Genomic DNA, 25,081 nt, shown 5'->3' on the forward strand with positions numbered 1-25,081 from the left:
GTCACAGGTGGCGTACTGTGGTGCTCAGTCGCACAGCTTTCTTATATGGAAACTGAAATTCTATTATCGAACACCAATTCGCCTGAACCCACATAACGAAGTGAGGAAACCCGTGCAGTTCCACCACCACGGCTATGTATCCGGAGACCCGCGCGTCAGGCCGGCAGCCGGCGTCGGCATCAACCGACCAGCTGAGCTCCCGGACGAGGTTGACGTGCTCATTGTGGGCACCGGGCCCGCCGGCATGCTCGCCGCCGCGCAGCTCTCACAGTTCCCCAACGTGACCACCCGCATTATCGAGCGCCGGGCGGGACGGCTTCCCATCGGCCAGGCCGACGGGATCCAGGCCCGCAGCGTTGAGACCTTCCAGGCGTTCGGGTTCGCCGAGCGCATCATTGCCGAGGCCTACCGGATCACCGAGATGGCCTTCTGGAAGCCGGACCCCGCGGACCACTCCCGCATCGTCCGGGCCGCCCGCGCCGTGGACGACGAAATGGGAATCAGCGAATTCCCGCACCTGATAGTCAACCAGGCCCGGGTCCTTGACTACTTCGCGGAGTTCATGGCCAACTCGCCCACCCGCATGGTGCCGGACTACGGCTACGAGTTCCGCGGCCTTGAGGTCACCGGACAGGGGGAGTATCCCGTCACCGTGACCCTGGCGCACGCCGACGGTGCCAGCGAAGGCCAGGAACGGGTTGTCCACGCCAAGTACGTCATCGGTGCGGACGGCGCGCGGAGCAAGGTCCGGGACGCGATCGGCTGCCACCTTGCAGGCGATGCCGCCAACCATGCCTGGGGCGTCATGGACGTCCTGGCTGTTACGGACTTCCCGGACATCCGCACCAAGTGCGCCATCCAGGGCGAAAAGGGCAGCATCCTGCTGATCCCCCGTGAGGGCGGCTTCCTTTTCCGCATGTATGTGGACCTTGGCGTGGTGGATCCGGACAACAAGGGCGCCGTGCGCGCCACCACCATTGAGCAGATCATCCACCAGGCCAACGAGATCCTCCACCCCTACACCCTTGATGTCCGGAATGTGGCGTGGCACAGCGTGTACGAGGTGGGCCACCGCCTGACGGACAGGTTCGACGACGTCCTTCCGGACCAGCGCGGCAAGCAGACGCCGCGGGTGTTCATCACGGGCGACGCCTGCCACACGCACAGTGCGAAGGCTGGGCAGGGCATGAACGTCTCGATGCAGGACGGTTTCAACCTGGCCTGGAAGCTGGGGCACGTGCTGGAAGGCCGCAGCCCGGAAAGCCTGCTGTCCACCTACTCGGAGGAGCGCCAGGTGGTGGCGAAAAACCTCATCGACTTCGACAAAGAGTGGTCCACCATGATGGCCAAGAAGCCCGAGGAGTTCGCCAACCCTTCGGATCTGGAGGACTTCTACGTCAGTACCGCCGAGTTTCCGGCCGGCTTCATGACCCAGTACACGCCCTCGCTGATCGTTGGCAGCTCCGACCACCAGGACCTGGCCACAGGTTTTCCGGTGGGCAAGCGCTTCAAGTCCGCCCCCGTGGTGCGGGTGGGCGACACCAACCCCATCCACTTGGGCCACCACGCCACGGCGGACGGCCGGTGGCGGATCTACGTCTTCGCCGATCCCGCCCTTCCGGGCACAGGGTCCGCCACGGACAAGCTGGCCGCATGGCTCGCGTCCTCACCCCAATCGCCGCTGGCCGCAACGCCGTCGGATGCTGATCCTGACGCCTGGTTCGATGTGAAGGTGGTTTACCAGCAGCCGCACACAGAGCTGGACATCAATGCGGTGCCGGCGGTCTTCAAGCCGCAGGTGGGCCCGTTCAAGCTGACGGACTACGAGAAGGTTTACGGCACCGACCCCAAAGCTGACATCTTCGAGCTGCGGGGCCTGGACCGCGGGGGTGTTGTGGTGGTGGTGCGGCCGGACCAGTACGTGGCCAACATCCTGCCGCTGACGGCCACCACTGAGCTGGCGGAGTTCTTCGGGCCGCTCCTGAAGCGGCAGCGGGCAGGTCAGCCGCTGACCGTCTGACCCGTCCGGTACTCCGCGGCCGCATAGACGCCGAGGATCCGCACCTCCGTGGTGAAGAAGTCCAGTTCCTCCAGGGCAAGCTTGAGCGGCATGTCCCCGGGGTGGCCTTCGACGTCGGCCATGAACATGGTGGCGGCAAACTCGTTGCCCACCATGTAGCTTTCCAGCCGTGTCATGTTGACGCCGTTGGTGGCGAAGCCGCCCAGTGCCTTGTACAGGGCGGAGGGGACGTTGCGGACGCGGAACACAAAGCTGGTGACGGCCGGTCCGGAGAGTTCATCCCGGGCCGGCAGCTCCTTTTCGCGGGCCAGGACCACGAAGCGGGTGGTGTTGGAGGGGTCGTCTTCAACCCGTGAGGCCAGGACTTCCAGGCCGTAGATCTGCGCGGCGAGCGGCGGCGCCAGGGACAGCTTGCGCGGATCGTTCCACTCGCTGACCTCCCGGGCGGAACCCGCGGTGTCGCCGGCGATGACGGGCTTGAGGCCGTGCTCGCGGATGAGCTTCCGGCACTGGCCCAGGGCGTGGATGTGGCTGTGGACCTCGGTGGCGTCCCCGATGGTGCTGCCCGGGATGCCCAGCAGGTCGAAGTGGATGGGCAGGAAGAATTCGCCCACGATCTGCAGGTTGGACTGGGGCAGCAGGATATGGATGTCCGCCACCCGCCCGGCAATGGAGTTCTCGATGGGGATCATGGCCAGCTCCGCCTCACCGCTGGACACCAGTTCGAAGGCGTCCTCGAAACTCGCGCAGGGCACGCTTTCCATGTCCGGGAACATCTGCTTGCACGCGATATTGGAGTTGGCGCCGGGCTCACCCTGGTACGCAATCTTCTGGGCCATGATCCGTATGGTTTCACGACCCGTGCCCGTGGGCCGAATCAATACCGGGGAGTGACGCGCAGCCAGAGGTACTGGCGGGGGAGGAGCATGACGCCCTCGTCCAGCTGCAGCGCCGCTTCGGAGAGAAGGTCGACGGCGGCGGGATGGAATCCGCTGAAGGTTTCCCTTGGCAGGGACTGGGGTTCATCGCTGAAGTTCGCGAGGGCCAGGACCCGCGTTTCGCCGCCGTCGGCTGCACTTGCCGGCCGCTGGTAGGCCAGGATGCCCCTGTTGTGGGTATCGAAGTCGAGAAGCGTTGTTCCCGCGAGTTCGGGAGCGGCCGCGCGCACCTCGATCATCCGCTTCAGGCCCGCGTAGACGGCACCTTCGGGCGTGGCGGCATCGTGCCGCCGGGCGTACTGCTCCTCCGGATAGTGGGGCCGGTGCACCCAGCGGCTGTCGGCGTCGTGCCCTTCCTCCTTCGCATACCCGTAGTCGTTGAGCTGGCCCACTTCGTCGCCGAGGTACAGCAGGGGGATGCCGCCGGTGCTGAAGGCAACCGAGTGGGCCAGGAGGATCCGCTCCACGGCCTCCGCCGGGTCCACCTCCATGCCGCACAGCGACGCCGTCGTCCCTGAAATCCGGCAGTCACCGGTCTTGGGGTTGTCCTGGAACGGCACCCCGCGGGCGAAGCTGCCGGGGAAGCGGTTGACATAGAAGGAGTTCAGGAAGCGGCGGTGGTCGAAGCCGTTGATTCCCAGTTCCGCCGCGTCCTCGTCGGCGAACGTCCAGCCGATGTCGTCATGGCTGCGGACGTAGTTCACCCACGAGGTGCCGGCGGGGATGTTGTGCCGCCGTTCCAGTGCTTGGGCCAGTAGCGAAACGTCCCGGGTGGCCAGGGATTCCCAGATGAGCGCCATCTGCAACGGGTTGTAGGAGAGCTGGCATTCGGCGGGGTCAATGTAGAGTGCCACCTCGTCCGGATGCACGATTGCCTCGGACTTGAACAGCAGCGACGGCGCGGCCAGCCGGCACACTGCATTGAAGGCCTGGAGGAGGACGTGCGCCTCGGGCAGGTTTTCGCAGGGCGTGCCCAGCTGCTTCCAGATGAAGGCCACCGCATCCATCCGCAGGATGTCCACGCCCTGATTGGCCAGGAACAGCATCTCCCCGGCCATGGCCCGGAACACGTCCGGGTTGGAGTAGTTCAGGTCCCACTGGTACGTGTGGAAAGTGGCCCACACCCAGCGGCCGTCCTCCATCCGGATGAAGGACCCCGCATGGTTCTCCGGGAAGATCTCGCGAACGTTCTGCTCGAAGGCGTCCGGCATGGTCCGGTCAGGGTAGATCCAGTAGTAGTCGCTGTACTTGGGGTCGCCTGCGGCCGCCCGCCGGGCCCACTCGTGCTCGTCCGAGGTGTGGTTGAAGATGAAGTCCACCACCAGGCTGATGCCGTGGCTGCGGAATTCGGCGGCAAGGCCGCGGAGCTGCTCCATGGTGCCCAGCTTCGCGTTCACCTCGCGGTAGCTCGAAACCGCGTATCCACCATCGGAGTGCGGCTCCGGTGCCAGGAACAGCGGCATGAGGTGCAGGTAGGTCAGGCCCAGTTCCTTGAAATACGGGATGTGGGTGCGGAGCCCCTCCAGGCTTTCCGCGTACCTGTCCACGTAACAGACCCCGCCCAGCATGGTGCTGGACAGGAACCAGCCGCTGTCCGCCTCGCGCTGGGCGTCGAGGACCTTCAGCTCGGCGGGCCGCTCCTGCCAGGAGCGTGCGCTTTCCACCACCAGGGCGGTCAGCTGGTCCAGCCAGTCCTGCCGGGATCCGTAGAGGGACCGGAAGAGGCGGCACAGGTCCGGGAAGTGAGCCTCGAACCTCCGCCGGAAGTCAGGATCTGCGGAGTCGCCCGCCCGCGCCAGGGCGTCAAGGACATGCTGCCGCACCGTTTCGTCCACCATGACGAATTCCTGCATCGAAACCCCTTCCGGCCGTCAGCCGGCGGATCCGGCAGGCACTGGTTACGGCAGTATGCCACGGCGCCCAGTTCCGTGCCGCCCAGTGCCGCGCTTCCCAGTGCGGTGCTTCCCAGTCCCGTGCCTCTCAGCGCCGTGCCCTCCGGGGCAGGGCAGCAAGGGTTCCGGGATTCTCCGGTGCGGGCCATTCCCCTGGCGGCCGGCGCCGGGCCAATACGCCTGCGGCGAGGAACAGAAGTCCCAGCAGGCCGGCGGCGCCGGCGGCAACCTGGGCACTGTACGGCCAGAACCCGGCGATCCCCAGGAAGGCCGGTACGGTGGCCGTCACCTGGCTTGCCAGGACGAGCGCCCAGCCGATGAAGGGGTCCAGCCGGCTCCGGCCCAGGGCCAGGGAGGCGAACATCAGTCCCCAGAGCACCGCCCACCCAAGCCACAGCACGGCGAGGAGGGGATCGGGAAGGAGCCAGAAAAGAGCAAGCAGCACGGCAACAAACGCCACCATCCCGCAGAACCAGCCCAGCCCCTTCGATCCAAGGTCCAGCAGGGTATCCAGGCCCACGTAGGCGTAGGTCAGCCCGAAGAGGAGGATCCCGGCGGCCGCCGGTGTTGTGCCGCCGGCACCGTCCAGGGAGAGTACGACGACGCCGAGCACCAGTTGCACGGTTCCCACCAGCAGGCTCAGGACGGCTGCGTCGCGGCGGGGCAGGTGCCCCAGGGTAGCGAGCCCGTTGACCAGGAGGGCGGCGCCGGAGAGGAGGAGGCAGACGTGCGGCATCAGCGGGATCCTGTCGGCATCGTCCTAGCAATTATCACTAAGCGGAATATTTCTGTCACAATACGGACATTAGGGCATTGCTTTCGTGCAACTTAACGGTGCCCGGTCATAATCGGTTAGGTTGAAGCGTAAACTGTTCGGGGATAATGCCGCCCTTCCTGGCAGTCCGCAGTACGCCCACGGTAAGGAAAAGTTCATGGATGCACGGCTGGAGGCCATCAGGGACACCGTCCTGGCCCGGAACCCCGGCGAAACGGAGTTCCATCAGGCAGTAATTGAGGTCTTCGAAAGCCTGGGGCCCGTCCATGACAGGCACCCCGAATTCCTTGAGGCGGCCATCCTTGAGCGGCTTTGCGAGCCCGAGCGCCAGATCATTTTCCGCGTTCCGTGGACCGATGATTCAGGCCGGGTGCAGATCAACCGTGGTTTCCGTGTGGAATTCAACTCGGCACTGGGTCCATACAAGGGCGGGCTGCGCTTCCACCCCTCGGTCTACCTGGGCATCGTCAAGTTCCTCGGTTTTGAACAGATCTTCAAGAACGCCCTCACCGGCATGCCGATCGGCGGCGGCAAGGGCGGCTCGGACTTCGACCCCCGCGGCCGCAGCGACGCCGAGGTCATGCGGTTCTGCCAGTCCTTCATGACCGAGCTGTACCGGCACATTGGCGAATACACGGACGTTCCGGCCGGTGACATCGGCGTGGGCGGCCGCGAAATCGGATACCTGTTTGGCCAGTACAAGCGCATCACCAACCGCTACGAATCCGGCGTCCTCACCGGAAAGGGCATTTCCTGGGGCGGATCCCTGGTCCGGCCGGAAGCCACGGGTTTTGGAACGGTCATCTTCACGCAGGAGATGCTGAAGACCCGCGGGGCGTCCTTCGACGGCCAGCGCGTGGTGGTCTCCGGCTCCGGCAACGTGGCCATCAACGCGATCGCCAAGGCCCAGTCCCTGGGTGCCACCGCGGTGGCCTGTTCCGATTCCTCAGGCTACGTGGTTGATGAGGCGGGCATTGACGTCGCGCTTCTCCGTGAGGTCAAGGAAGTGGAACGCGGACGCCTTAAGGACTACGCCGAACGCCGCGCCGGCGTCTCCTACGTGGAGGGCGGCTCCGTCTGGGACGTGGACGCGTCCGTTGCGCTGCCATGCGCCACGCAGAACGAGCTCGACGGCGATGCTGCCGCCCGGCTGGTGCGCAACGGGCTCCTCGCGGTCGGTGAAGGAGCCAACATGCCGTCCACCCGTGACGCCGTAGCCGTGTTCCAGGACGCCGGCGTGCTCTTTGGCCCCGGCAAGGCGGCAAATGCCGGCGGGGTGGCCACCTCCGCGCTGGAAATGCAGCAGAACGCCAGCCGTGATTCGTGGTCCTTCGAGCACACGGAGGAGCGGCTCACCGAGATCATGGTGGGCATCCACGACCGCTGCGCCTCCACGGCTGACGAGTACGGCGATCCGGGCAACTACGTGCTCGGCGCCAACATCGGCGGGTTCGTGAAGGTTGCCGATGCCATGCTGGCCCAGGGCCTGATCTAAGAGGGTGTAACGGCAGCACGCCCTGCCTTGCGGGACGCGACGGTTATTTCGGCCACGCGTTCAAGGCGCGGATTGAGGTTGTCTCCTCCCTCCACAACGCCCCGCTGCCACCACAGCTTCAGCCCTTCAGGCACTACTTCAAGGCAGGCAAGGTTGTTGTCGAACCATGGGCCCTTGATCCCGGACCAGCGGAACGGCGGGTCCGGGACCTTCGCCGACCGTGCGGCCAGGGCTCCCACCGGGGCGGCCAGGCCGTAGGACATCACGGCGCCGAAGGACCGCATCAGCCGCGGCAGCGGATTGCGGATAGGTGAGCAGACCGCCTGGATGATGCGGCTGCCCGCAGTCCGCTCCACCTCGGAGACGTAGGAGAAATGCACGTCCCCGGACAGGAAGGTCACGCTGTCCGGGGCAGGTCCGCGCCCGCCGTCGGCCACTTCCTTGGCCATCGCAGCGACACGCCGGAAGCTCTCCTGGAAAGCGCCCCAATGCTCCAGATCCGCGGCCTGGCGGAGTTTTTCGCCGATCCGCGCCGGGAATCTGCCCCAGGCGCCCTCGGAGACTGCCTCGTCCCAGGCCTCCAGGTGATGGAGGCCCATGGGCAGGAGGAACGGCAGGGATGTTGCCACCAGCAGATGGCGGAAACCGCCGTGCATCCGGGCATCCAGCCAGTCCATCTCGGCCTCATCGAGCAGGGCGCGGTGGTCCGGATCCAGGTTCCGGGCGGCACGGGAATCAACCACGAGCAGCCGGGTGTCGCCAAAATCGCGGCAAAAGCTCCACCGGTAGGCTTCCGGATCCTGGTCGGCCCTCGCGGCGAAACGGTCCAGCTCCGCGGTGATGTCCGGCTCTCCCTCCCCGCGGTGGGCGGCAATCTGTTGCCAGATCACATCCGAGGCGCGCTCCTTCGGGGACAGGTTCCCCAGATGCTGGTACACCCAGTAGGACGCGAGCCCCGCCACGATCCGCCCCTGCCACCACGTGGTTTTTGACATGGCCTCCCGCCAGCTCCGCGACGCATTCCAGTCGTCACGGATGTCATGGTCGTCGAAGATCATGGCACTGGGCAGCGTGGACAGCAGCCACCGGTTGGCGGGGTCGGACCAGGCCAGGTAGTAGAGGTGTGCGTACTCCTCGAAGTCCTTGAGCTCCTCGCCCGGAGGCGCCGTGATGTCCCGCCGGGCTCTGATGAATTCCTGCATCTGGTCGCTGGTGGAATCGGCGTACACCTGGTCCCCCAGGAACGCCACCAGGTCCGGCCAGGGCTCCTTGCCCCCGGAACCCATTTCCAGGGCGTAGGCCCGCAAGGCGTCCACGCCGTGGCTGCGGTTTCCGGACTCGTCGTGGGGGACGCTGGTGCGGCAGGAACCGAAGGCCAGGCGCAGCGGCTTGCCGGGTTTGAGGGTGGCGATCACCGGCGGCAGGAACCGCGTTCCGGGCTCGGGCCACACCGGTATTCCGTTGACTGCCACGCTGTAGGGCGTCACCGTTCCAGGCTCCAGGCCGTCCACTTCCACCAGGGCGTAGTGATGGCCGTGGACGGCGAAGGTCCGAGCTTCCCACTCCCCGGCTCCGGCGCTGACCGTCACGCTGGCGGTATCCCGGGTTTCCACCCAGATGCTCGCCGAGGTCTGGTCCATGTACCGCATCATGGGGCCTAGCACCAGCTCTGGGGTAGTCATCTCTCAGTTTTACCCGCTGGAACCCGCCCCGGCTATGGGGGAATCCGCAGCTAGGGGGTGCGGAGTGCTGCGTGGAAGGCGTAGGCCGAGTTGCTCCACACCACGAACAGCAGAGGGGCCGGCGCCAGGGCCACACCAAGCACCGGCTGCAGCAGCGCGGCGGAGGCGATGATGCCCAGCAGGACAAGCGCGGCAATGCTCAGGTACCAGCGCTGCACGCACAGGTAGAGGGCTGCCTTGAGCAGGCCCCTGAGTCTGGCTTCGGGAAAGAGCACCACGCCGGCGCTCGCCGTTACGGTGACGGCCACGGTGACGGCGGCGGCCACCACGATGATGGGTACCAGCACGGCCGCTGCCGGCATGGAACTGGTGATAGCCAGGTCCACGCCGAGGAACAGCAGCACCGCCACGGCGGCCAGCCCCAGCGGGGCGGCCTGCCGGAAGCCCCCGTAGTAGCCCCGGAGGAAGGAGGCGACCGGCCTGGCTGTGGCGCCGTCGTCGTTTAGTGACTGGAAGGAGGCAAACAGGCCCGCGAGGGACGGCGGAACGGTCACCGACAACGCAAGGAAGAACGGCCAGGCGGCAATGGGGTCCGCCACCAGGGCCAGGCACAGCACCAGCGGCGCGTTGGCCAGGGCCAGCAGGACGTTCCCGGCCAGGAAGGTGTAGATGAAGCCGAAGATGCCGCCGAAGGTTTCAAATCCGGGGCTGGGAAGGCGTCCGGCCAGGCCGCGCCGGGAGGGGGTTGGGTGCTGCGCCACGGTGGTCATCCTTTCATGCCGCTCGTGGCGATGCCCTGGATGAAGTAGCGCTGGCCCACCAGGAAGATGGCCAGGATGGGGATCACCGAGATGACGGAGCCGGTCATGATCATGGCGTACTCGGCGTCGAACTGGCCCACGAAGGAGCGCAGGCCCAGCTGGACGGTCCAAAGCCGGTTGGACGTCAGGTAGATGAACGGGCCCATGTAGTCGTTCCAGGTGTTCACGAACGTCAGCAGCGCCAGGCTGGCCAGCGCCGGTTTGGACAGCGGCAGGATGACCCGCGCCCAGATGCCATACTCGCTCAGGCCGTCGATCCGGGCGGCCTCGCAGAGTTCATCCGGAATGGTCATGTAGTACTGCCGCATCAGGAACACGCCGAACGCGCCGAAGGCCTGCAGCAGGATCAGGGCGTTGAAGCTGTTGGTCAGGCCCAGGTTCTGCATCATGATGTACTGCGGCACCATGTAGGCCTGCCACGGCACGGCAATGGTGCCGATGTACGCGAGGAACAGCACGTCCCGTCCCGGGAAGCGCACCTTGGAGAAGCCGTAGGCGGCCAGTGAACCGGTGAGGACCTGCAGGCACGTGATGATCACCGCGAGGTACAGCGAGTTCTGCAGGTACCCCATCATGGGGATCCGGGTCCAGATGTCCGTGTAGTTGCTCCAGACGAACTCCGTAGGGATCCACTGGATGGGCACTGTGAGGACCTGGTTGTTCTCTTTCAGCGAGGAGGACACCATCCAGATGAACGGCACCATCAGCGCCACCACCAGCACCACGAGCGCGCCGTAGATGACGGCGTCCGTAGTGCGCTTCTTCCGTTCCCGAGGGGAGTTGCGCTGCGTGCGACGGCGGTCTTCCGGCGCGGGTGCCAGGCCCGTCCCGGCGAAGGGCGCCTCGGCCTTGAGGTCTTCGGCCATGTTGGTCATCAGCGTTCCCTCCGCTGTTGGATCTTGAACTGCAGGACGGTGACCGTCAGGACGATGACGAACAGCACCAGCGAAATGGCGGACGAGTATCCGAACTTCCCTTCGCCAATGCCCTCCTGGTAGATGAGCTGGGACAACACCGTGGTGGAGCGTCCCGGCCCGCCGTTTGTCATGACCACGATCAGGTCGAACACCTTGAAGCTGGAGACTGTCAGCATCACCACCACAAAGAAGGTGGTGGGCCGCAGGGACGGGATGGTGACGTTCCAGAAACGCTGCCATGCGCTGGCACCGTCCACCTCCGCGGCCTCGTACAGCTCGCTGGGGATGGCCTGCAGGCCTGCCAGGTAGAGGACCATGTAGTACCCCATGTCCCGCCAGACGCTGGTGATGATCACGGCTGGCATGGCCCAGTCGGAGCTGGACGTCCAGCCGGGGGTTTCCGCGATCCCGATCGAGTTCAGGAACTGGTTGATGGGGCCTGTGTCCGGGCTGAAGAGCATGTTCCAGACGACGGCCACAGCCACCAGCGAGGTGATATACGGGAAGAAGATGGCCACCCGGAAGAAGCCGATCCCCTTCAGTTTGCGGTTCAGCAGCATGGCCAGGAGAAGGGCCAGGGCCATGGTGAGGGGGACGTGCCCCAGGGCGTAGACCACGGTGTTGCGCAGCGCCACCCAGAAGGTGTCGCTCTGGAACATGCGCTGGAAGTTCTCCAGTCCAACCCAGCGGGGGGCCGTGAACGAGGTCCACTCCATGAAGGAAAGGGCGAAAGCTGCGGTTACGGGGATCAGTGTGAAGGCCAGGAAGCCCAGGAAGTTCGGAAGGATGAACGTCCAGCCGATCAGGGTGTTGCGCCGCGCCTGCTTCCGGTTGCCCCGGCTGTGGACAGGTGCTGGAGCCGGGGCAACGGAAGGAACTGTTTCAGTAGTCATGGCTGCCTGTTACTGACCGAGGACTTCGCTCTTGACGCGCTTGCCCATCTCGGTGATGCCGTCGGCCACGGAGCGCTCACCCACCATGATCAGGTCGTGCTCCTGGTTGAGGATCTTGTCCGTGGCGGCAGACTTGTCGCTGACCGGCATTTCCAGCGCGGTTTCGTCGGGGGAAAACGCCTTCTTGGACAGTTCATCGGTGGGCAGGCCCTCGAGCTGGAAGTAGGTGTCCGTCACGGCATCGTTCTGCAGGGCCGGGACCACGCCGATCTTGGAGATGGCCTTGGCGCCTTCTTCGCCGGCAGCCCATTCGATGAACTTTTTGGCTTCCTCGGAATGCGCGGCGTTCTTGTTGACGGCGAAAGCCGTGGGCGAGCCGAACGTCGATACCTTGCCGTTGGAGTCCTTCTGCGGCAGCGGGGCCAGGCCCCAGTCCACGCTGGTCTTGCCGTCCTTCTTGGCCTGCAGGACACCGGCGATGTACCAGGTTCCCATGGGCATCATGGCGGCCTGGCCGGTTTCGAACATGGTCCTGTAGCTCGTCTTCTGGCTCTTGGCCGTTCCGAAGTCCAGGGTGGCACCGCTCTTCTGCAGCTCCAGGGCGGTGTTGTACTGGTCTTCGAAGAAGCTGTACTCGCCGCTGATCTGGTCACCGTTGTTCTGTGCCGCCGCTATGGCCTGCACAACCGAGCGCCAGATGTGGTGGTAGGTGCCGTAGACCTTCTTCCCGCCCTCTTCGGTGGTGAGCTTCTGGGCCAGCGCGGTGTACTCATCCCAGGTCAGGTCCTTGGGCTCTTCGACGCCGGCTGCCTTGAGCAGCTCCTTGTTGTAGTAGAGCAGCCAGAAGTCCTGCCGGTACGGCGCCGCGTAGTACTTGCCGTCAATGTCGAATGCGTCCAGCCCGGCAAGGTCGTCCTTGCCTACGGCGTCCACCACACCGTTGATTTCCTGGAGCTGGCCGTTGTTGGCGTAGCGGGCGTAGTCGATGACGTTCTTCATGGTCAGGACGTCGGTGGTGTCCCCGCCGGCCAGCATGGTGGTCACCTTCTGCGGGTAGTCGTCCGCGAGGATGTCCACCGGCTCGATGTCCACGTCCGGGTTTGCGGCCTCGTAGCCGTCAAACAGGGCCTTGAATTCCGGTGTGCCTTCGTAGTTCCACACGGATACCGTCAGGCGGGTTTTGCCGTCCTGGCTTTGGGGTTCCGCGGGACCGGCGGCGCCGGCGCAGCCGGTCAGGCCAAGTCCTGCTGTCACTGCCAGGGCGATGGCGGCGAGGGTTGTGCGCTTCATTGCGTTCTCCTTACTAGGGATTCGGGTTTGCCGCGGCTGCGGCGAGGTTTGCGGTTGCGGTTGCCCGGATATCGGACTGCTCAGGCGCTGAGGGAAAGGTCGTCAGGGACCACCTGCGCCAGCAGCTTCTGTCCGGTCAGGTACCGTTCCAGGTCGTTCAGGGCGGCGTCGGACATCCTGCGGGTTTCGGTTCCCAGGGAACCGGCGATGTGCGGAGTGATCACCACGTTCGGAAGGTCATAGAGGACGGACGTTGCCGGCAGCGGTTCGGGTTCCGTGACGTCAAGGAGCGCGTGGATGCGGCCGGTGGCGCATTCGGCTTCCAGCGCGCTGGTGTCCACCAATGAACCACGGGCAGTGTTGATCAGGGTGGCGTGGTCCTTCATCGCCGCCAGTTCGGCTGTCCCGAGCATATGCCGGGTTTCCGGAAGTGCCGGGGCGTGCACGGTGACGATGTCCGACGCCGCGAGGAGCTCCGGCAGGGACACCAGGCGCCCCCCTGCTGCGGCCACGGCTGAAGGATCGGCATGGGGATCGCTCACCAGGCATGTGACGTCCTGGAGCTGCTGGACCAGCTGGACCACCCTGCGTCCAATGCGGGAAAAGCCGATGACCCCGATGGTCCGACCGATGTTGCCCAGCTCGCCGCGCAAGGAGCTGTAGCTCCAGTCCTCCCTGTGGATCCGGGCATCGTTGGACAGCACCTGGGCCTTTTTGCCGGCCAGGACGATGGAGGCAAAGGTGAACTCGGCTACCGGTATGGCGTTCGCGTCGGCGCCGTTGGTCACCAGGATGCCGCGGTCCCACAGTTCCTGGCTGACGAAGCTGCGGACAGTCCCGGCGCAGTGGAAGACTGCGCGGAGCCTCGGCATGTGTGCCAGCGCGGCGGCATCCAGGCGGGGGACGCCCCAGCTGGTGAGGAGGATTTCCACCTCCGCAAGGCGCGGGGCCAGCCCGGGGTGTTCCCTGACGTCGAGTGAATTGGTCCACGGCTGGACGCCGAGATCCACCAGGTGTGCGAGGCGCTCCAGCCGCGAGGCATCAAACTGGTCCGCAAAAGTGCCGCGGTTCATGACCAGCAGCGCCTTGGGTTTTCGGGACACGGGGCCTCCTTTCGGGTCGTGGCGGTGCCCTGCAGCGGGCTTGATTCCATGTCTTGCATCACATCTAACAATCAGTAGATACTCATAAACAAGACAGTTCATCCAAGCTAATCGTATTCATCCAGAAACGTTCACAGTCGAACATTGAGGCTTTCAAGAATGACGCCACACCTCCGCGCTGCGGCCCATCCCACGGCCAGGGCCGCGCAACCCCTCGCAACCGCATGGGGTTCCGCCGCCGGCGCCTCCGGGCTCGTGAGCCTGCTGCACGGCGCACGGGCACGGCTTCAGTTGCCCCGTGAAGGTGGCCCCCGGTGGCTTGCCGCGGACAGCGCTGTCCTTGAGCCGCTGCGGAAGCAGGCCTGCGACGAGCGGGGAAACCCGTGGCCGCAGCCGCTGGTCTCCCACTATGCGCGGTACTTCCGCGACGGAAACCGCACCGCCTACGAGGGGCTGGTGGCCGCCCGCCAGCAACGGCTGACCCGCGCCGTGGTGATGGCCCTGGTGTCAGGACACGCTGGAGCAGCTTCCGGGACGGATGCCGGGCCGACGCCCTGGCTGGATGAAGTGATCGACGGCGCCTACCTCCTCTGTGAGCAGAGCTCCTGGAGCTGGGCTGCCCACGACGACGTGTTTGCCCGCAGCAGGGAAGTGGTGCCGGACCCAGACCGTCCCTTCCTGGACCTGGGTGCCGGTGAAGTGGCAGCACAACTGGCGTGGATTGACCACGTCCTGGGCGGACAGCTGGACGAAAGGGCGCCGGGCCTGCGCACGCGGATCCGAGGGGAGGCCGCCCGGCGCGTTGTCCGGCCCTTCCTGGACCGGATGGACTGGCATTGGCTGGGGTTGGACGGGGACGTCCACAACTGGAATCCCTGGATCCACTCCAATCTCATAGCCACGGCGCTTTTCCTGGTGGACGATCCCGACACCCAGGCGCGCACAATTTCCCGGTGCATCGAGGGCCTGGACCGTTTCCTCGCCTCCCTTCCTGCCGACGGTGCCATAGACGAGGGCTTTGCCTACTGGTGGAACGGTGCCGGACGTGCGCTCGAGGGCCTGGCCCTGCTGGAGCAGGCCACCGGGGGAAGGCTCGACGCCGGCCTGCCCGTGGTCCGCGAAGTGGTGGCTTTTCCGCACCGGATGCACATCGGCGCCAACTGGTTCCTGAACGTGGCCGACGGTCCAGCGCAGGCAGCGGCCGCCCTGCCCTGGGACATGCTCCATGGCTGGGCGGAACGCCTTGGCGACCAGGATGCCGCCCGTCACGCAGCGGCCATGATGGCCTCACAACTTGAGCCTTCAGCAGGGCTGGGACGAGTGCTTCATTCGCTGCTGGCCGGTCTGGAAGAGACCGGCGCGGAGAAGGCGAAGGGAACAAGGACGGCGGAAAGGGTGCACAGCGCGGGCCCGGCGGACCCGCCCGCTCCGCCCCTGGTTCCCTTCACCTACCTTCCGTCCGTCCAGATCATGGTTGCCCGTGAGTCAGCCGGAACGTCCCGGGGCCTTCTCCTGGCAGCCAAAGGCGGGCACAACGGGGAACACCACAACCACCGGGATGTCGGTTCCGTAGTTGTCGCAGTGGACGGAGTTCCCCTGCTGGTTGATGCCGGCCAGCCCACCTATACCGCCAAGACGTTCGGACCGGACCGCTACGGCATCCGCGCTATGCAGAGCGCCTGGCACAGCGTCCCCGCCCCCTTCGGACTGGAACAAGGCACCGGCACGGAGTACGCGGCCGGAGTGCTTGCGGAACCCACGGCCGATGAGCCCTCCCTGGGGCTGGCCCTCGGCGCGGCTTACGGGCTGCAGCCGGATGCGTGGATCCGCACCTCATCCCTGGACCGCAAGGCCTCAAGGATCGTCGTGGCCGACCGCTGGGACCTTGACGGGGCGGCAGGAAACGGAACGTCCGACGTCGACATCACCTACCTGGCGGCAGGCACAGTCAGCAGCGGGCACGGCTATGCCTCAGTGGTTCCAGAGGGGATCCCCGGCGCAGGAGGCAGCAGGGGACTTGCCCTGCGCTGGGAGCCGGCCTCCGCCGTCGTGTTGGTGGACGACTGGACGCTGGAGGACCCCCTCCTCGCCGGCGTTTGGGGCGGCAAGCTGACCCGGCTGCGGTTCCGCCTGCCTTTGACAGAAGAGTCCCGCGCCGCCGGCGCATTCACCCTCACCGCGGAGGTAACGCCATGAGCCCGGAACAACCCGCTGACCCTGCAGGGAAATCCCTGTTTTCCCTGCAGCGCCGGGAACGGCTGATGGAGGAACTCCGCGCCCACGGAGCCATTACTGTCCGCGGCATTGCGGCCAAACTGGGAGTCAGCGAGTTGACCATCCGCCGGGACGTCAACATCCTTGCGGATGAGGGGCTGGTGTCCCGGGTGCACGGCGGGGCCACGCTGCCCAGCAAGCTGGACCGTTCGGCGGCGGGCAGGCTGGCGCAGCACAGCTACTCCATCGGCATGGTGGTGCCGTCGCTGGACTACTACTGGCCGCAGGTCATCAGCGGAGCGCGGGCGGAAGCCGAAGAGCAGAACCTGCGCATCCTGGTGCGGGGTTCCGCCTACGATGCCGCGGACAACCGCCGCCAGGTGCAGGCCCTGCTGGACACACAGAACATCGACGGGCTGATCGTGGCGCCGGACATGACCGGGGACCAGGGCCAGGAACTGCTGCGCTGGCTCAACGCCCTGCCCATCCCCGTGGTACTCGCGGAGCGGCGCTCGCCGATCGAGATTCCCGCCCACCGGCTGGAGTGGGTGGCCACGGACCACGCCTTTGGTGCCGGGATGGCCGTCCGGCACCTATGGCAGGAGGGGCACCGAAGGATCGGCTGCCTCACCGATTCCTCCAGCCCCACCAGCCCGCACGTGGTGCGGGGCTGGCAGCAGGCACTGGCGGCACTGAAGATTCCCCTGGAAGGCTCCGTGTACGAGGATTCAGCGAAGCAGGAGAACGGAGAGCGCGCCTCGCACTTCGACCACGTCCTGGAGCTGTGCCGGAACGCCGGGACCACCGCGATGCTGGTCCACTCCGATACCCAGGCAGTGGCGTTCGTGCAGCACTGCGTGGACAAGGGGCTGCAGGTGCCCGGGGATATCGCAATCGTGGGGTACGACGACGAAGTGGCCTACCTCGCCGAGCCGGCCATCTCCGCGGTGCGGCCACCCAAGCAGTACGTGGGCAAGGTGGCGGTGCAGCTTATGGCGGCACGGCTGGCTGAAGGGCGGATGCGTCCGGTGCACCGGATCGAACTGAACCCGGAACTGATCCTGCGCGAGTCCTCGGTGGGCGCCCCGCAGGCCCCGGCAACGGGCATGATGGAGGTCCTGCAGTGACCGCCGCGCCCACCGGACCGGACACTGCGGCCGCGGCTGCCGGCCAAGACACTGCCGCCGCCCCGAAGGCCCTGCTGCTCAGCGGGGTGGGCCGGTACGCGGACCCGTGGCATCCCTTCGCCGAGACGTCCGCCGCCCTGGCCAGCCTGCTGCGGGAGGCGGGGTTCGACGTCGTAATCCCCGCTGACGTGGACTGCGCTCTGGAGGAACTGGCCGGGACCGCCGAAACTGGCCTGCCGGAACTCCTGGTGGTCAACGTGGGGCTGCCTCGCGACGGGCAGCAGTCTCCCGGAACGCCTGGTGCCACCGCCGGGCTGGTTTGCTGGCTCGGCTCGGGGCGGCCCATGCTGGTGAGCCACTCCAGCGCCACGAGCTTCGTGGACTGCCCGGAATGGGAAGGCGGACTCGGGGGACGCTGGGTCCGCGGAACCTCCATGCACCCCGACTACGGACCGGCCACCGTCCGGATCCGGCCCGCGTCCGGCCCCGTTGTTGACGGAATGCAGGACTTTACGCTGCCCGATGAGCGCTATAGCTTTCTCCGAACCTCGCCCCGCATCACCGTCCATGCCACCCACACCCATGAAGGCACTGAGCACCCGTTGATGTGGTCCCTGCTCCGCCAGCCATCGGACGGACGCTCCGCCGGCCGCACGTTATATGACGCCCTGGGCCACGACGCCGCCTCCTACGAATCGCCCGAACACCGGGAACTGCTGGGGCGGGCCATTTCCTGGCTCACCAGCTGACCGCCTGTTTGCCCGACCCGCCACCACCTGACCTCTGGGGAATCCATGCCCGCCACAGCTCCTCCCGTTTCCTTGACCCTGCCCCCGCTGGACCGGCAGCTCTCGCCGTTCACCGGCCTGACCCGCGAGCATTGGTGCGCCTACGCGGACTATTTGCTGCGCTCGGCACACCGGCACGCCACTGAGGACCACGCGAACCTCCACCTCCCTGGCGCCAACAGCGCCTATGGCCCGCGCAGTGATTCCCTGGAAGCGTTCGCACGGACGTTCCTGCTGGCCTCCTTCCGGATGGCTGGCGATCCTGGCGGCACCGGGTGGATCGCCGACTGGTATGCCAGGGGGCTCGATGCCGGCACCAACCCTTCCAACCCGGACCGCTGGCCCACACCGGGGGAGCTCGGCCAGGCGAAAGTGGAGGCAGCGTCCCTGGCCGTTGGCCTCGCCCTTACCCGGGACATGCTGTGGGACAAGCTGCCGCAGCGGGTCCAGGAGCAGCTCATCGCGTGGTTCGAGACAGTGATTGGGGAGGAATACCCGCCCATCAACTGGGTGTGGTTCCAGATCGTCGTCGAGACTTTCCTGGCCTCGGTGGGCGGCAGGTACTCGGACCAGGACATCGACGCCGGCCTGGCCATCCACGACTCCCTGTACCGGGGCCACGGCTGGTTCGCGGACGGGACCGAGCGGGCCTATGACCATTACGTTGGCTGGGCCTTCCAGGTCTACCCGCAGCTGTGGGAGCTGATGGCGCCCGGCGATCCGCGGGTCAAGGCCCGGGCAAAGCTCGACGGCGGGCGGCTGGCCGATTTCCTGGACGACGCCGTCCATCTGGTGGGGGCCAACGGCGCCCCGCTGATCCAGGGCCGCAGCCTGATCTACCGGTTCGCCGCGGCCGCGCCGTTCTGGACCGGTGAGCTGTCCGGTCACACGCGGCTGAGTCCGGGTGTCACGCGGCGGGCGGCGTCGGGAATCCTGGACTACTTTGTCCGCCGGGGCGCCATCACCGGGGACGGGCTGCTCTCCATCGGCTGGCACGGCGAGTTCCCGGGGATGAAGCAGTCCTACTCCGGCGCCGGTTCACCGTACTGGGCGGCCAAGGGCATGCTGGGCCTTGCGTTGCCGGCGGACCACCGCGTCTGGACAGCCGTTGAGGAACCGCTGCCCGTGGAAACCGGAGACACCCGGCGCCTCATCCAGGCCCCGGGCTGGCAGGTGGACGGGACGGTGGCCGACGGCGTGGTGCGGATCTGGAACCACGGCACGGACCACGCCAACGCCGGCGTCAAAGTGGCAGACTCGCCGCTCTATGCCCGGTTGGGCTACTCCACCGCCACCTTCCCGGACCTGGAGCCGCAGTCCCTGGACAACGCCGTGGTCCTGGTGGACAGTGCAGGGCGGATCACGCACCGGACCGGCTTTGAGTACCTCGGGCAGCAGGACCTCGGAGGCGTGCTGGCGGGCACCTCGCGCAGCACCGTGAACTGGATTGCCGTTGATCCCGACGCCGGGCCGGACCACGGCAGCGGCGTCGGCGGCACGGCCACCCCGGGACCGGAGGTGACGGTAGTGTCCCTGACGCAGGGCGCCGCTGAGCTGCGGCTGGTCCGGGTGCGGGGCACGGACCAGGACCAGGAGGCGAAGCTCCGGATCGGCGGCTGGCCGGTGGACGCGGCGTCCGGCATGGCTAGTGCGGTACGTCCCGTGCCCGGTTTCGGCACTCGCCTTGACGACGCCGGAACCTGGCGACGGGACGCACCGCACCCCATGGGGGAGAGCCTTGTTATCCCCTGGATTGGCACCTCAGGTGCCGTTGGCGACGGCGACTACGCCGCCGTCGTCGTCCTCGCCGGGGAGGACGCTGTGGAAGCTTATGCCGTCCGCCTTGTCCCCGGCGAAGGATTCGGCTTCCCTGACGGCACCGTCATTCCACTCGCCGCGGCAATGGAGTTTTTGTCCAGATAAGACGACTTAAAGGCCTTGGAAGCCTGCGTATCTGGACAAAAACTCCTAGGTGTCGAACCAGTTCCGCGCAGGGTTGGTGACCTCCGGGACGGCACGGTGCAGCTCCGGCTGGGCAGCCCACTTCACGCCGTTGGCCAGGACCCGCTGGATCTGCGGGTGGTGGTACACCGGGTACTCCTGGTCGCCCGGGCTGAAGTAGAAGATGCGTCCCTTGCCGCGGGTGAAGGTCACGCCGGAACGGAACACCTCGCCGCCTGCGAACGAGCTGATGAAGATCAGGTCGTCCGGGTCCGGAATGTCGAACAGTTCCCCGTACATCTCCTGCTCGGGGATGACAATGGGGCTGTCCACGCCTTCGGCAATGGGATGTGACGGCTTCACGGTCCACACAAGCTCGCGCTCGCCGTCGTTCCGCCAGGCCAGCGAGCAGGTGGTGCCCAGCAGCTTGGTGAAGACCTTGGCGAAGTGCCCCGAGTGGAGCACGATGAGCCCCATCCCGCCGAGCACATGCCGGTGGACGCGTTCGACGACGGCGTCACTCACCTCGTGGTGGGCCATGTGTCCCCACCAGAGCAGGACGTCCGTCTCCGCGAGCACCTCCTCGTCCAGGCCGTGCTCGTCGTCGGTGGCCAGCACCGCCGTCGTGATTTCCGCCTCGGGGTAATGGGAGCGAAGCCCTGCCGCGATGGCGCCGTGGATGCCGTCGGGGTAGATCTCCCCGATGTGCGAGGGCTCGTTGATGGCCTCATGGACGCCCTCGTTCCAGACGCGGATTCTCAGCTTGTCGGTCATTAGAGACGAACCTCCCTCTGTTCGCGTGCCGACTGGTAGCACGCATCGATGATCTGTGCCCGGTAGAGCGCCAGGGAGCCGTCGTGCTCGCCCCAGGCCTGCTCGCCGCCGCGCACTGCCGTTACGAAGTCTTCCACCACTGCGTCATGGGCGCGGCCCGGAAGCACCGGCGGCACATAGTCCGCCGATTCGCCCTCCTTGTCGGTGAAGACCCGCAGCTGGCCCACGGGCGGGAAGGGCGCGCCCTGCACCTTGAGCTCGGCTCCGCCGTCGGTGCCGTAGACGGTGAAGTCCAGGAGGTCATCCGTTTCCCGGTACGTTGCCCAGCTGGCCTCGATCACCAGTGTTCCGCCGCCCTCCAGCCGGAGGAACGCCGACGCGAAGTCCTCAACCTCGAATGCGTGGCTGGTGGCCTGCGCTGAGTACCTGCTTCCACCGCCCCGCCCCTGGGGGCCCAGCTCCGAGTGCGTGGCGGCGGAGACCGCCACCACCTTTGGCTCACCGAGAAGGTGCAGGGCGTAGTCCAGCGCGTGGACGCCGATGTCCGCCAGCGGTCCGCCGCCGGCGAGCTCCGGGTTGGTGAACCAGCTGCCCAGCGTGGGGATGCCGGAGCGGCGGAGCCAGGAGGCCTTGGCATAATACGGCCGGCCCAGCCCGCCGTCGTCAATGACACCCTTGAGCGCCTTGATGTCGCCGCGGCGGCGGTGGTTGAAGGCGACGTCCAGGACGCGCCCCGCCTTGCGGGCGGCATCCACCATGGCCTGGCCTTCGACGGCGTTGCGTGCGATGGGCTTCTCGCTCAGCACGTGGATTCCCCGTTCCAGGGCGGCGATGGCGATGGGCGCATGCAGGAAGGTGGGCACTGCCACGCTGATCGCGTCCAGCCCGCCGTGCTCCAGCATGTCTTTCCAGTCGGCGAACGCGTTGGGAATGGAGTATTCGGCCTGCAGCGAGTTGCGGAGTTCCTCCTCCATTCCCGCCAGCGCCACGATTCGGACACCTTCCAGGGCGTTGTAGGCCATGAGGTGCTGCTGTCCGGCCCAGCCGATGCCGACAACGCCTACCCTCAGTTCCTTGGAGTGTGGTTCTTGCAGGGCAGAAGCCTGCAGGCTGGGGGACTGCTCGTTACTCACTGGGTTTTTCCTTTTTCTTGTGGGTGTGAACTTAGGGGTTTCTAGCCCTTGACGGCACCGGCGGTCATGCCGGAAACAATGCGCTTCTGGCACAGGAGCACCAGGACCACCAGCGGGACCGTGATGATCACCGACGCCGCACTGATGGTGCCCAGCGGCTGGTCAAACTCGCTGGTCCCGCTGAAGAACGCTATGGCCACCGGGACGGGACGGGCTTCCGGGGACGTGGTCAGGGTGACGGCAAGCAGGAATTCGTTCCATACCGAGATGAACACGAGGATCGCCGTCGTGGCAAGGCCCGGGACGGCCAGGGGCAGGATGACTTTGCGGAAGGCGGTGAACGGCGTGGCCCCGTCCATGTAGGCCGATTCCTCCAGTTCGCGCGGGATCTCCCGGAAGAAGGAGGTCAGCGTGTAAATAGCCAGGGGCAACGCGAAAGTCAGTTTCGGGATGATCAAGCCCAGGAGTGTGTCGTACAAACCGATTTCCCGCCAGATGGAGAACAGCGGGGCCGCGATGGCAATGGCCGGGAAGGTGGTGACAGACAGGATGAGGGTAAGGATCAGCGCCTTGCGGCGCATTTTGAGCCTGGCCAGGGCATAGGCGGCGAAGGATGCCAGCACCAGGGCCACCGTGGTGGTGACGACGGCGATGATCACCGAGTTGCGCAGGGCCAGGAGGAACTCCGCGTTCTGGAACACGGCCGCATAGTTCTCGAAGGTCGGCTGGCTTGGGAAGAGTTCCCCCTGGGACAGGCTCACGCCTTTCTTGAGGGAGGTGTTGACCAGCCAGTAGAACGGTATGAGCGAGAAGCCCATGACGGCGATGACGAATACCCACACCACCGGATGAAGCTGTGCCCTGCCGCGCGTCCTGCGCCTGGTTGTCCGTGCGCCCGGGGCCGCGGGTTCCGCCGCCGTGCGCTGTGGGGTCAGCGTGCTCATTGTTCCTCCTTGGCAACTTCACGGATGTTGCCCCCTGCGAAGCGGATGTACACCACTGAGACCACCATTACCGTGAGGAAGGTGAGGATGGACAGGGCCGATCCTTCACCCACCAGGCGGTTTTCGCGCAACTCGGTGTAGGCAAGCATGGACATCGACTCGGTGCCGTTCGCGCCGCGGGTCAGCACGAACGGCAGGTCGAAGACGCGCAGGGCATCCATGGTGCGGAAGATCGCCGCCAGCACAATCGCCGGACGGAGCAGGGGCAGGGTGACGTAAAGGAAGGCCTGCCACTTGCTGGCGCCGTCAAGTTCCGCGGCCTCGTAGGTCTCGGCCGAAATGACCTGCAAACCGGCCAGGATGATGAGGGCCGCGAACGGCGTCGTTTTCCAAACATCGGCAAGGACGATCACCGCCATCGCGTAGCCGTGCTCGCCGAGCCAGACGACGTCCCCGCCAGGAAGGCCCAGCGTTGACAGGACATTGGTGACCAGGCCCAGGTTGGGCTGGAACATCGTTTCCCAGGTGATGGCACTGACCACCGTCACCACCGCATAGGGCAGCAGCACCACGGTGCGCAGGAGGGCGCGGCCCTTGAAGGCAAGGTTGAGCAGCAGCGCCATGCCTGTCCCGAGCACCAGCTCGAGCGAGACCGAGAGCCCCGCGAACAGGAACGTCTGGCCGAACGCAGCCCACCAGTGCGGCCCGGTGAGGGCTGCGATGTAGTTGTCCAGCCCGACGAAGCGTGACAGTCCGGCGGTACGGACGCTGTACTGGTTGAGGGACAGCCAGAGGGCATAGCCGATGGGGACAGCCGCCACCAGGGCCATGAGGACCAGGGACGGAGCGGTCATCCGGAACGCCAGGCGCCGCTCCTCCCGGTCACGGCCGCTGACGCCGCGGCTGGATCCCCGGCGGGCGGGGGACAGGGACTTGGTTGCCATGCTCAGAAGCTCGCCTTTGCGGCCGTAAGCTCGTCGGCCATGGTCTTCACCGCATCCTCGGTTGTGGCGGTGCCGGACAGCACGGCGTAGACGTTCTTGTAGATCGCCTGGGAGATCTGCGGGTAGACCGGGGAGATCGGGCGCGGCTTGGCACCCTTCACCGAGGCGAGCAGTTCGGTGGCAAACGGCATCTTGGCCAGGACTTCGGGGTCTGCGTACGCTGCCTCGTTGACGGGGGCCTGCGAGAAGTCCATCGCCACGTGCTTCTGCCAGTCCGGGGTGGTGGCGAAATCAATGAAGGCCACAGCGCCGGCCTGGTTTGCCGAGTGGGCCGAGATGGCCAGGTTCCAGCCGCCCAGGACGCCGGAGGCCTTGCCGCCTTCCCAGGCCGGAAGCGGGGCAACGCCGAAGGTGCCCGCCAGTGGGGTGGCGTTGAGCAGGCGGTAGACGTGCGGCCAGTTGCGCTGGTAGCCAAAGTTGCCGGACTCGTAGGCCAGGCGTGCCGGGTCCTCGTTGTAGGTCAGCACAGCGCGGTCCGCCGCGCCGTCCTTGAGGCCCTGCACCATGAAGTCCAGGACTTCACGTGTTTCCGGTGAATCGATCTTGACGTCGCCGTTTTCGTCCAGCACCTCTCCGCCGGCGCTGTAGAGCATTTCAAGGAAGTTCACCGTGAGGCCCTCGTACTGCTTGCCCTGGTAGACGAAGCTGTTCCCCTCAGCCCCGGCCGCTTCAGCATAGAGCTGCTGCCAGGTTTCGGGTTTGGCTACCTTGTCCTTTTGGTAGTAGACCAGTCCGGCGTTGGTGAAGAACGGGGAAGCCCAGTACTTGTCCTCGTATTTGGCGGTCTCCACCGTGGAGGGGATAAAGCGGTCCTTGCTGGCCTCCACGAGCTCGGTTTGGTCAAGGATCCAGCCCTGGGATGCGAACTCGGAGGTCCAGATGACGTCCGTGACGAAGATGTCGCACTCCGAGGACTTGCCTTCGAGCCGCTGCACAGCCTGTGTGCGGGCCTCATCGGTGGTGGCCCCGATTTCTGTGTATTTGGCGGTGACCTTGCCATTGGCCTTGGTGAAGGCCTCAACCGTGCCCTTGTAGATGCCGGAGGCGTCCTTGCCGCCGCAGACATTGAGGCTGCCGGTGGCATTGGCGGCCGACGCCGGATCCGCTGCGGGTGCCTCCGTTGCCTGGGTTGCAGCTCCGCCACCGCACGCGGTCAGCAGCAGGCCGGCAGCCATGGCCGCAGCCGCGGCCGCGGTGATGCGCGTGCGCCGCCGGGACGCGCCGCCCGTTCCGCTCTTGCGCGTGTTGGGCACGGATGCGGTGGTGTCCTCCGGCGACAGAGAGGTAGGTCGAATCAAGTCCACGAGTGGCTCCTTTGCCTGGCTGGCTT

The 25,081-nt window shown here is 66.2% G+C and carries 20 protein-coding genes; 6 read left to right on the forward strand and 14 right to left on the reverse strand.

Going from position 1 to position 25,081, the window contains the following annotated elements:
- Window positions 1-112 precede the first annotated feature (112 nt).
- Window positions 113-2,020, forward strand: coding sequence for an FAD-binding monooxygenase (locus ACIQF4_RS10285; protein WP_350004043.1), 1,908 nt, complete (start codon window positions 113-115; stop codon window positions 2,018-2,020).
- Here the strand turns inward: ACIQF4_RS10285 and ACIQF4_RS10290 are convergent.
- The 3 genes from ACIQF4_RS10290 to ACIQF4_RS10300 form a co-directional block, all read right to left on the reverse strand.
- Window positions 2,002-2,859: a prephenate dehydratase gene (locus ACIQF4_RS10290; protein WP_400515987.1), complete on the reverse strand. Its 858-nt coding sequence runs from the start codon at window positions 2,857-2,859 to the stop codon at window positions 2,002-2,004. The two genes, ACIQF4_RS10285 and ACIQF4_RS10290, sit on opposite strands and share 19 nt — an antisense overlap.
- A 38-nt stretch (window positions 2,860-2,897) precedes the next feature.
- Complete coding sequence (locus ACIQF4_RS10295) at window positions 2,898-4,811, reverse strand: amylosucrase (RefSeq protein WP_400515988.1); 1,914 nt, start codon at window positions 4,809-4,811, stop codon at window positions 2,898-2,900.
- 127 nt (window positions 4,812-4,938) lie between these two features.
- Complete coding sequence (locus ACIQF4_RS10300; RefSeq protein WP_400515989.1) at window positions 4,939-5,586, reverse strand: AmiS/UreI family transporter; 648 nt, start codon at window positions 5,584-5,586, stop codon at window positions 4,939-4,941.
- A gap of 196 nt (window positions 5,587-5,782) precedes the next feature.
- Between ACIQF4_RS10300 and gdhA the strand changes: the two genes are divergently transcribed.
- Complete coding sequence (gene gdhA, locus ACIQF4_RS10305) at window positions 5,783-7,120, forward strand: NADP-specific glutamate dehydrogenase (protein ID WP_400515990.1); 1,338 nt, start codon at window positions 5,783-5,785, stop codon at window positions 7,118-7,120.
- On the opposite strand, the gene ACIQF4_RS10310 is transcribed toward gdhA, so the two are convergent.
- From ACIQF4_RS10310 to ACIQF4_RS10335, 6 genes are all read right to left on the reverse strand, one after another.
- Window positions 7,117-8,802 (reverse strand): alkaline phosphatase D family protein, encoded by a 1,686-nt coding sequence (locus ACIQF4_RS10310; RefSeq protein WP_400515991.1) that lies wholly within the window; start codon window positions 8,800-8,802, stop codon window positions 7,117-7,119. The genes gdhA and ACIQF4_RS10310 overlap by 4 nt on opposite strands.
- 50 nt (window positions 8,803-8,852) lie before the next feature.
- Window positions 8,853-9,572, reverse strand: coding sequence for a hypothetical protein (locus tag ACIQF4_RS10315; protein WP_400515992.1), 720 nt, complete (start codon window positions 9,570-9,572; stop codon window positions 8,853-8,855).
- Window positions 9,569-10,498 carry a carbohydrate ABC transporter permease gene (locus ACIQF4_RS10320; protein ID WP_400515993.1) on the reverse strand — a complete coding sequence of 310 codons (930 nt, stop codon included), beginning with the start codon at window positions 10,496-10,498 and terminating at the stop codon, window positions 9,569-9,571. The genes ACIQF4_RS10315 and ACIQF4_RS10320 overlap by 4 nt, the downstream gene beginning before the upstream one ends.
- The gene (locus ACIQF4_RS10325) at window positions 10,498-11,433 is read right to left on the reverse strand and encodes a carbohydrate ABC transporter permease (protein ID WP_400515994.1); all 936 of its coding nucleotides are present in this window, start codon (window positions 11,431-11,433) and stop codon (window positions 10,498-10,500) included. Before ACIQF4_RS10325 ends, ACIQF4_RS10320 begins: the two co-directional genes overlap by 1 nt.
- A gap of 9 nt (window positions 11,434-11,442) precedes the next feature.
- Window positions 11,443-12,723, reverse strand: coding sequence for an ABC transporter substrate-binding protein (locus ACIQF4_RS10330; protein ID WP_400515995.1), 1,281 nt, complete (start codon window positions 12,721-12,723; stop codon window positions 11,443-11,445).
- Between the two features lie 80 nt (window positions 12,724-12,803).
- The gene (locus tag ACIQF4_RS10335; protein ID WP_400515996.1) at window positions 12,804-13,826 is read right to left on the reverse strand and encodes a hydroxyacid dehydrogenase; all 1,023 of its coding nucleotides are present in this window, start codon (window positions 13,824-13,826) and stop codon (window positions 12,804-12,806) included.
- 159 nt (window positions 13,827-13,985) lie between these two features.
- Between ACIQF4_RS10335 and ACIQF4_RS10340 the strand changes: the two genes are divergently transcribed.
- Genes ACIQF4_RS10340 through ACIQF4_RS10355 form a run of 4 tightly spaced genes read left to right on the forward strand, consistent with a single transcriptional unit; the run spans window position 13,986 to window position 19,878 of the window.
- The gene (locus tag ACIQF4_RS10340) at window positions 13,986-16,022 is read left to right on the forward strand and encodes a heparinase (RefSeq protein WP_400515997.1); all 2,037 of its coding nucleotides are present in this window, start codon (window positions 13,986-13,988) and stop codon (window positions 16,020-16,022) included.
- A complete protein-coding gene (locus ACIQF4_RS10345) occupies window positions 16,019-17,167 on the forward strand; it encodes a LacI family DNA-binding transcriptional regulator (RefSeq protein ID WP_400515998.1) in 1,149 nt (382 codons plus the stop codon). Before ACIQF4_RS10340 ends, ACIQF4_RS10345 begins: the two co-directional genes overlap by 4 nt.
- Entirely contained in the window at window positions 17,164-17,916 is a 753-nt protein-coding gene (locus ACIQF4_RS10350) for a ThuA domain-containing protein (protein ID WP_400515999.1), read from the forward strand. The genes ACIQF4_RS10345 and ACIQF4_RS10350 overlap by 4 nt, the downstream gene beginning before the upstream one ends.
- Before the next feature lie 45 nt (window positions 17,917-17,961).
- Window positions 17,962-19,878, forward strand: a complete 1,917-nt coding sequence (locus ACIQF4_RS10355; protein WP_400516000.1) for a DUF2264 domain-containing protein — start codon at window positions 17,962-17,964, stop codon at window positions 19,876-19,878.
- Window positions 19,879-19,923: 45 nt separating this feature from the next.
- Here the strand turns inward: ACIQF4_RS10355 and ACIQF4_RS10360 are convergent, their stop codons facing one another.
- The 5 genes from ACIQF4_RS10360 to ACIQF4_RS10380 are packed head-to-tail and all read right to left on the reverse strand — an operon-like array spanning window position 19,924 to window position 25,055.
- Window positions 19,924-20,670 (reverse strand): ThuA domain-containing protein, encoded by a 747-nt coding sequence (locus ACIQF4_RS10360; protein ID WP_400516001.1) that lies wholly within the window; start codon window positions 20,668-20,670, stop codon window positions 19,924-19,926.
- Window positions 20,670-21,803 (reverse strand): Gfo/Idh/MocA family protein, encoded by a 1,134-nt coding sequence (locus ACIQF4_RS10365; RefSeq protein WP_400516002.1) that lies wholly within the window; start codon window positions 21,801-21,803, stop codon window positions 20,670-20,672. The genes ACIQF4_RS10360 and ACIQF4_RS10365 overlap by 1 nt, the downstream gene beginning before the upstream one ends.
- A 41-nt stretch (window positions 21,804-21,844) precedes the next feature.
- Window positions 21,845-22,747 carry a carbohydrate ABC transporter permease gene (locus ACIQF4_RS10370; protein ID WP_350004027.1) on the reverse strand — a complete coding sequence of 301 codons (903 nt, stop codon included), beginning with the start codon at window positions 22,745-22,747 and terminating at the stop codon, window positions 21,845-21,847.
- Window positions 22,744-23,691, reverse strand: a complete 948-nt coding sequence (locus tag ACIQF4_RS10375; RefSeq protein WP_400516003.1) for a carbohydrate ABC transporter permease — start codon at window positions 23,689-23,691, stop codon at window positions 22,744-22,746. The genes ACIQF4_RS10370 and ACIQF4_RS10375 overlap by 4 nt, the downstream gene beginning before the upstream one ends.
- A 2-nt stretch (window positions 23,692-23,693) precedes the next feature.
- Window positions 23,694-25,055: an ABC transporter substrate-binding protein gene (locus tag ACIQF4_RS10380; protein WP_350004025.1), complete on the reverse strand. Its 1,362-nt coding sequence runs from the start codon at window positions 25,053-25,055 to the stop codon at window positions 23,694-23,696.
- Between the last annotated feature and the right edge of the window lie 26 nt (window positions 25,056-25,081).

Origin of the sequence: Pseudarthrobacter sp. NPDC092202 (genome assembly GCF_044755505.1) — a bacterium.
Lineage (GTDB): Bacteria > Actinomycetota > Actinomycetes > Actinomycetales > Micrococcaceae > Arthrobacter.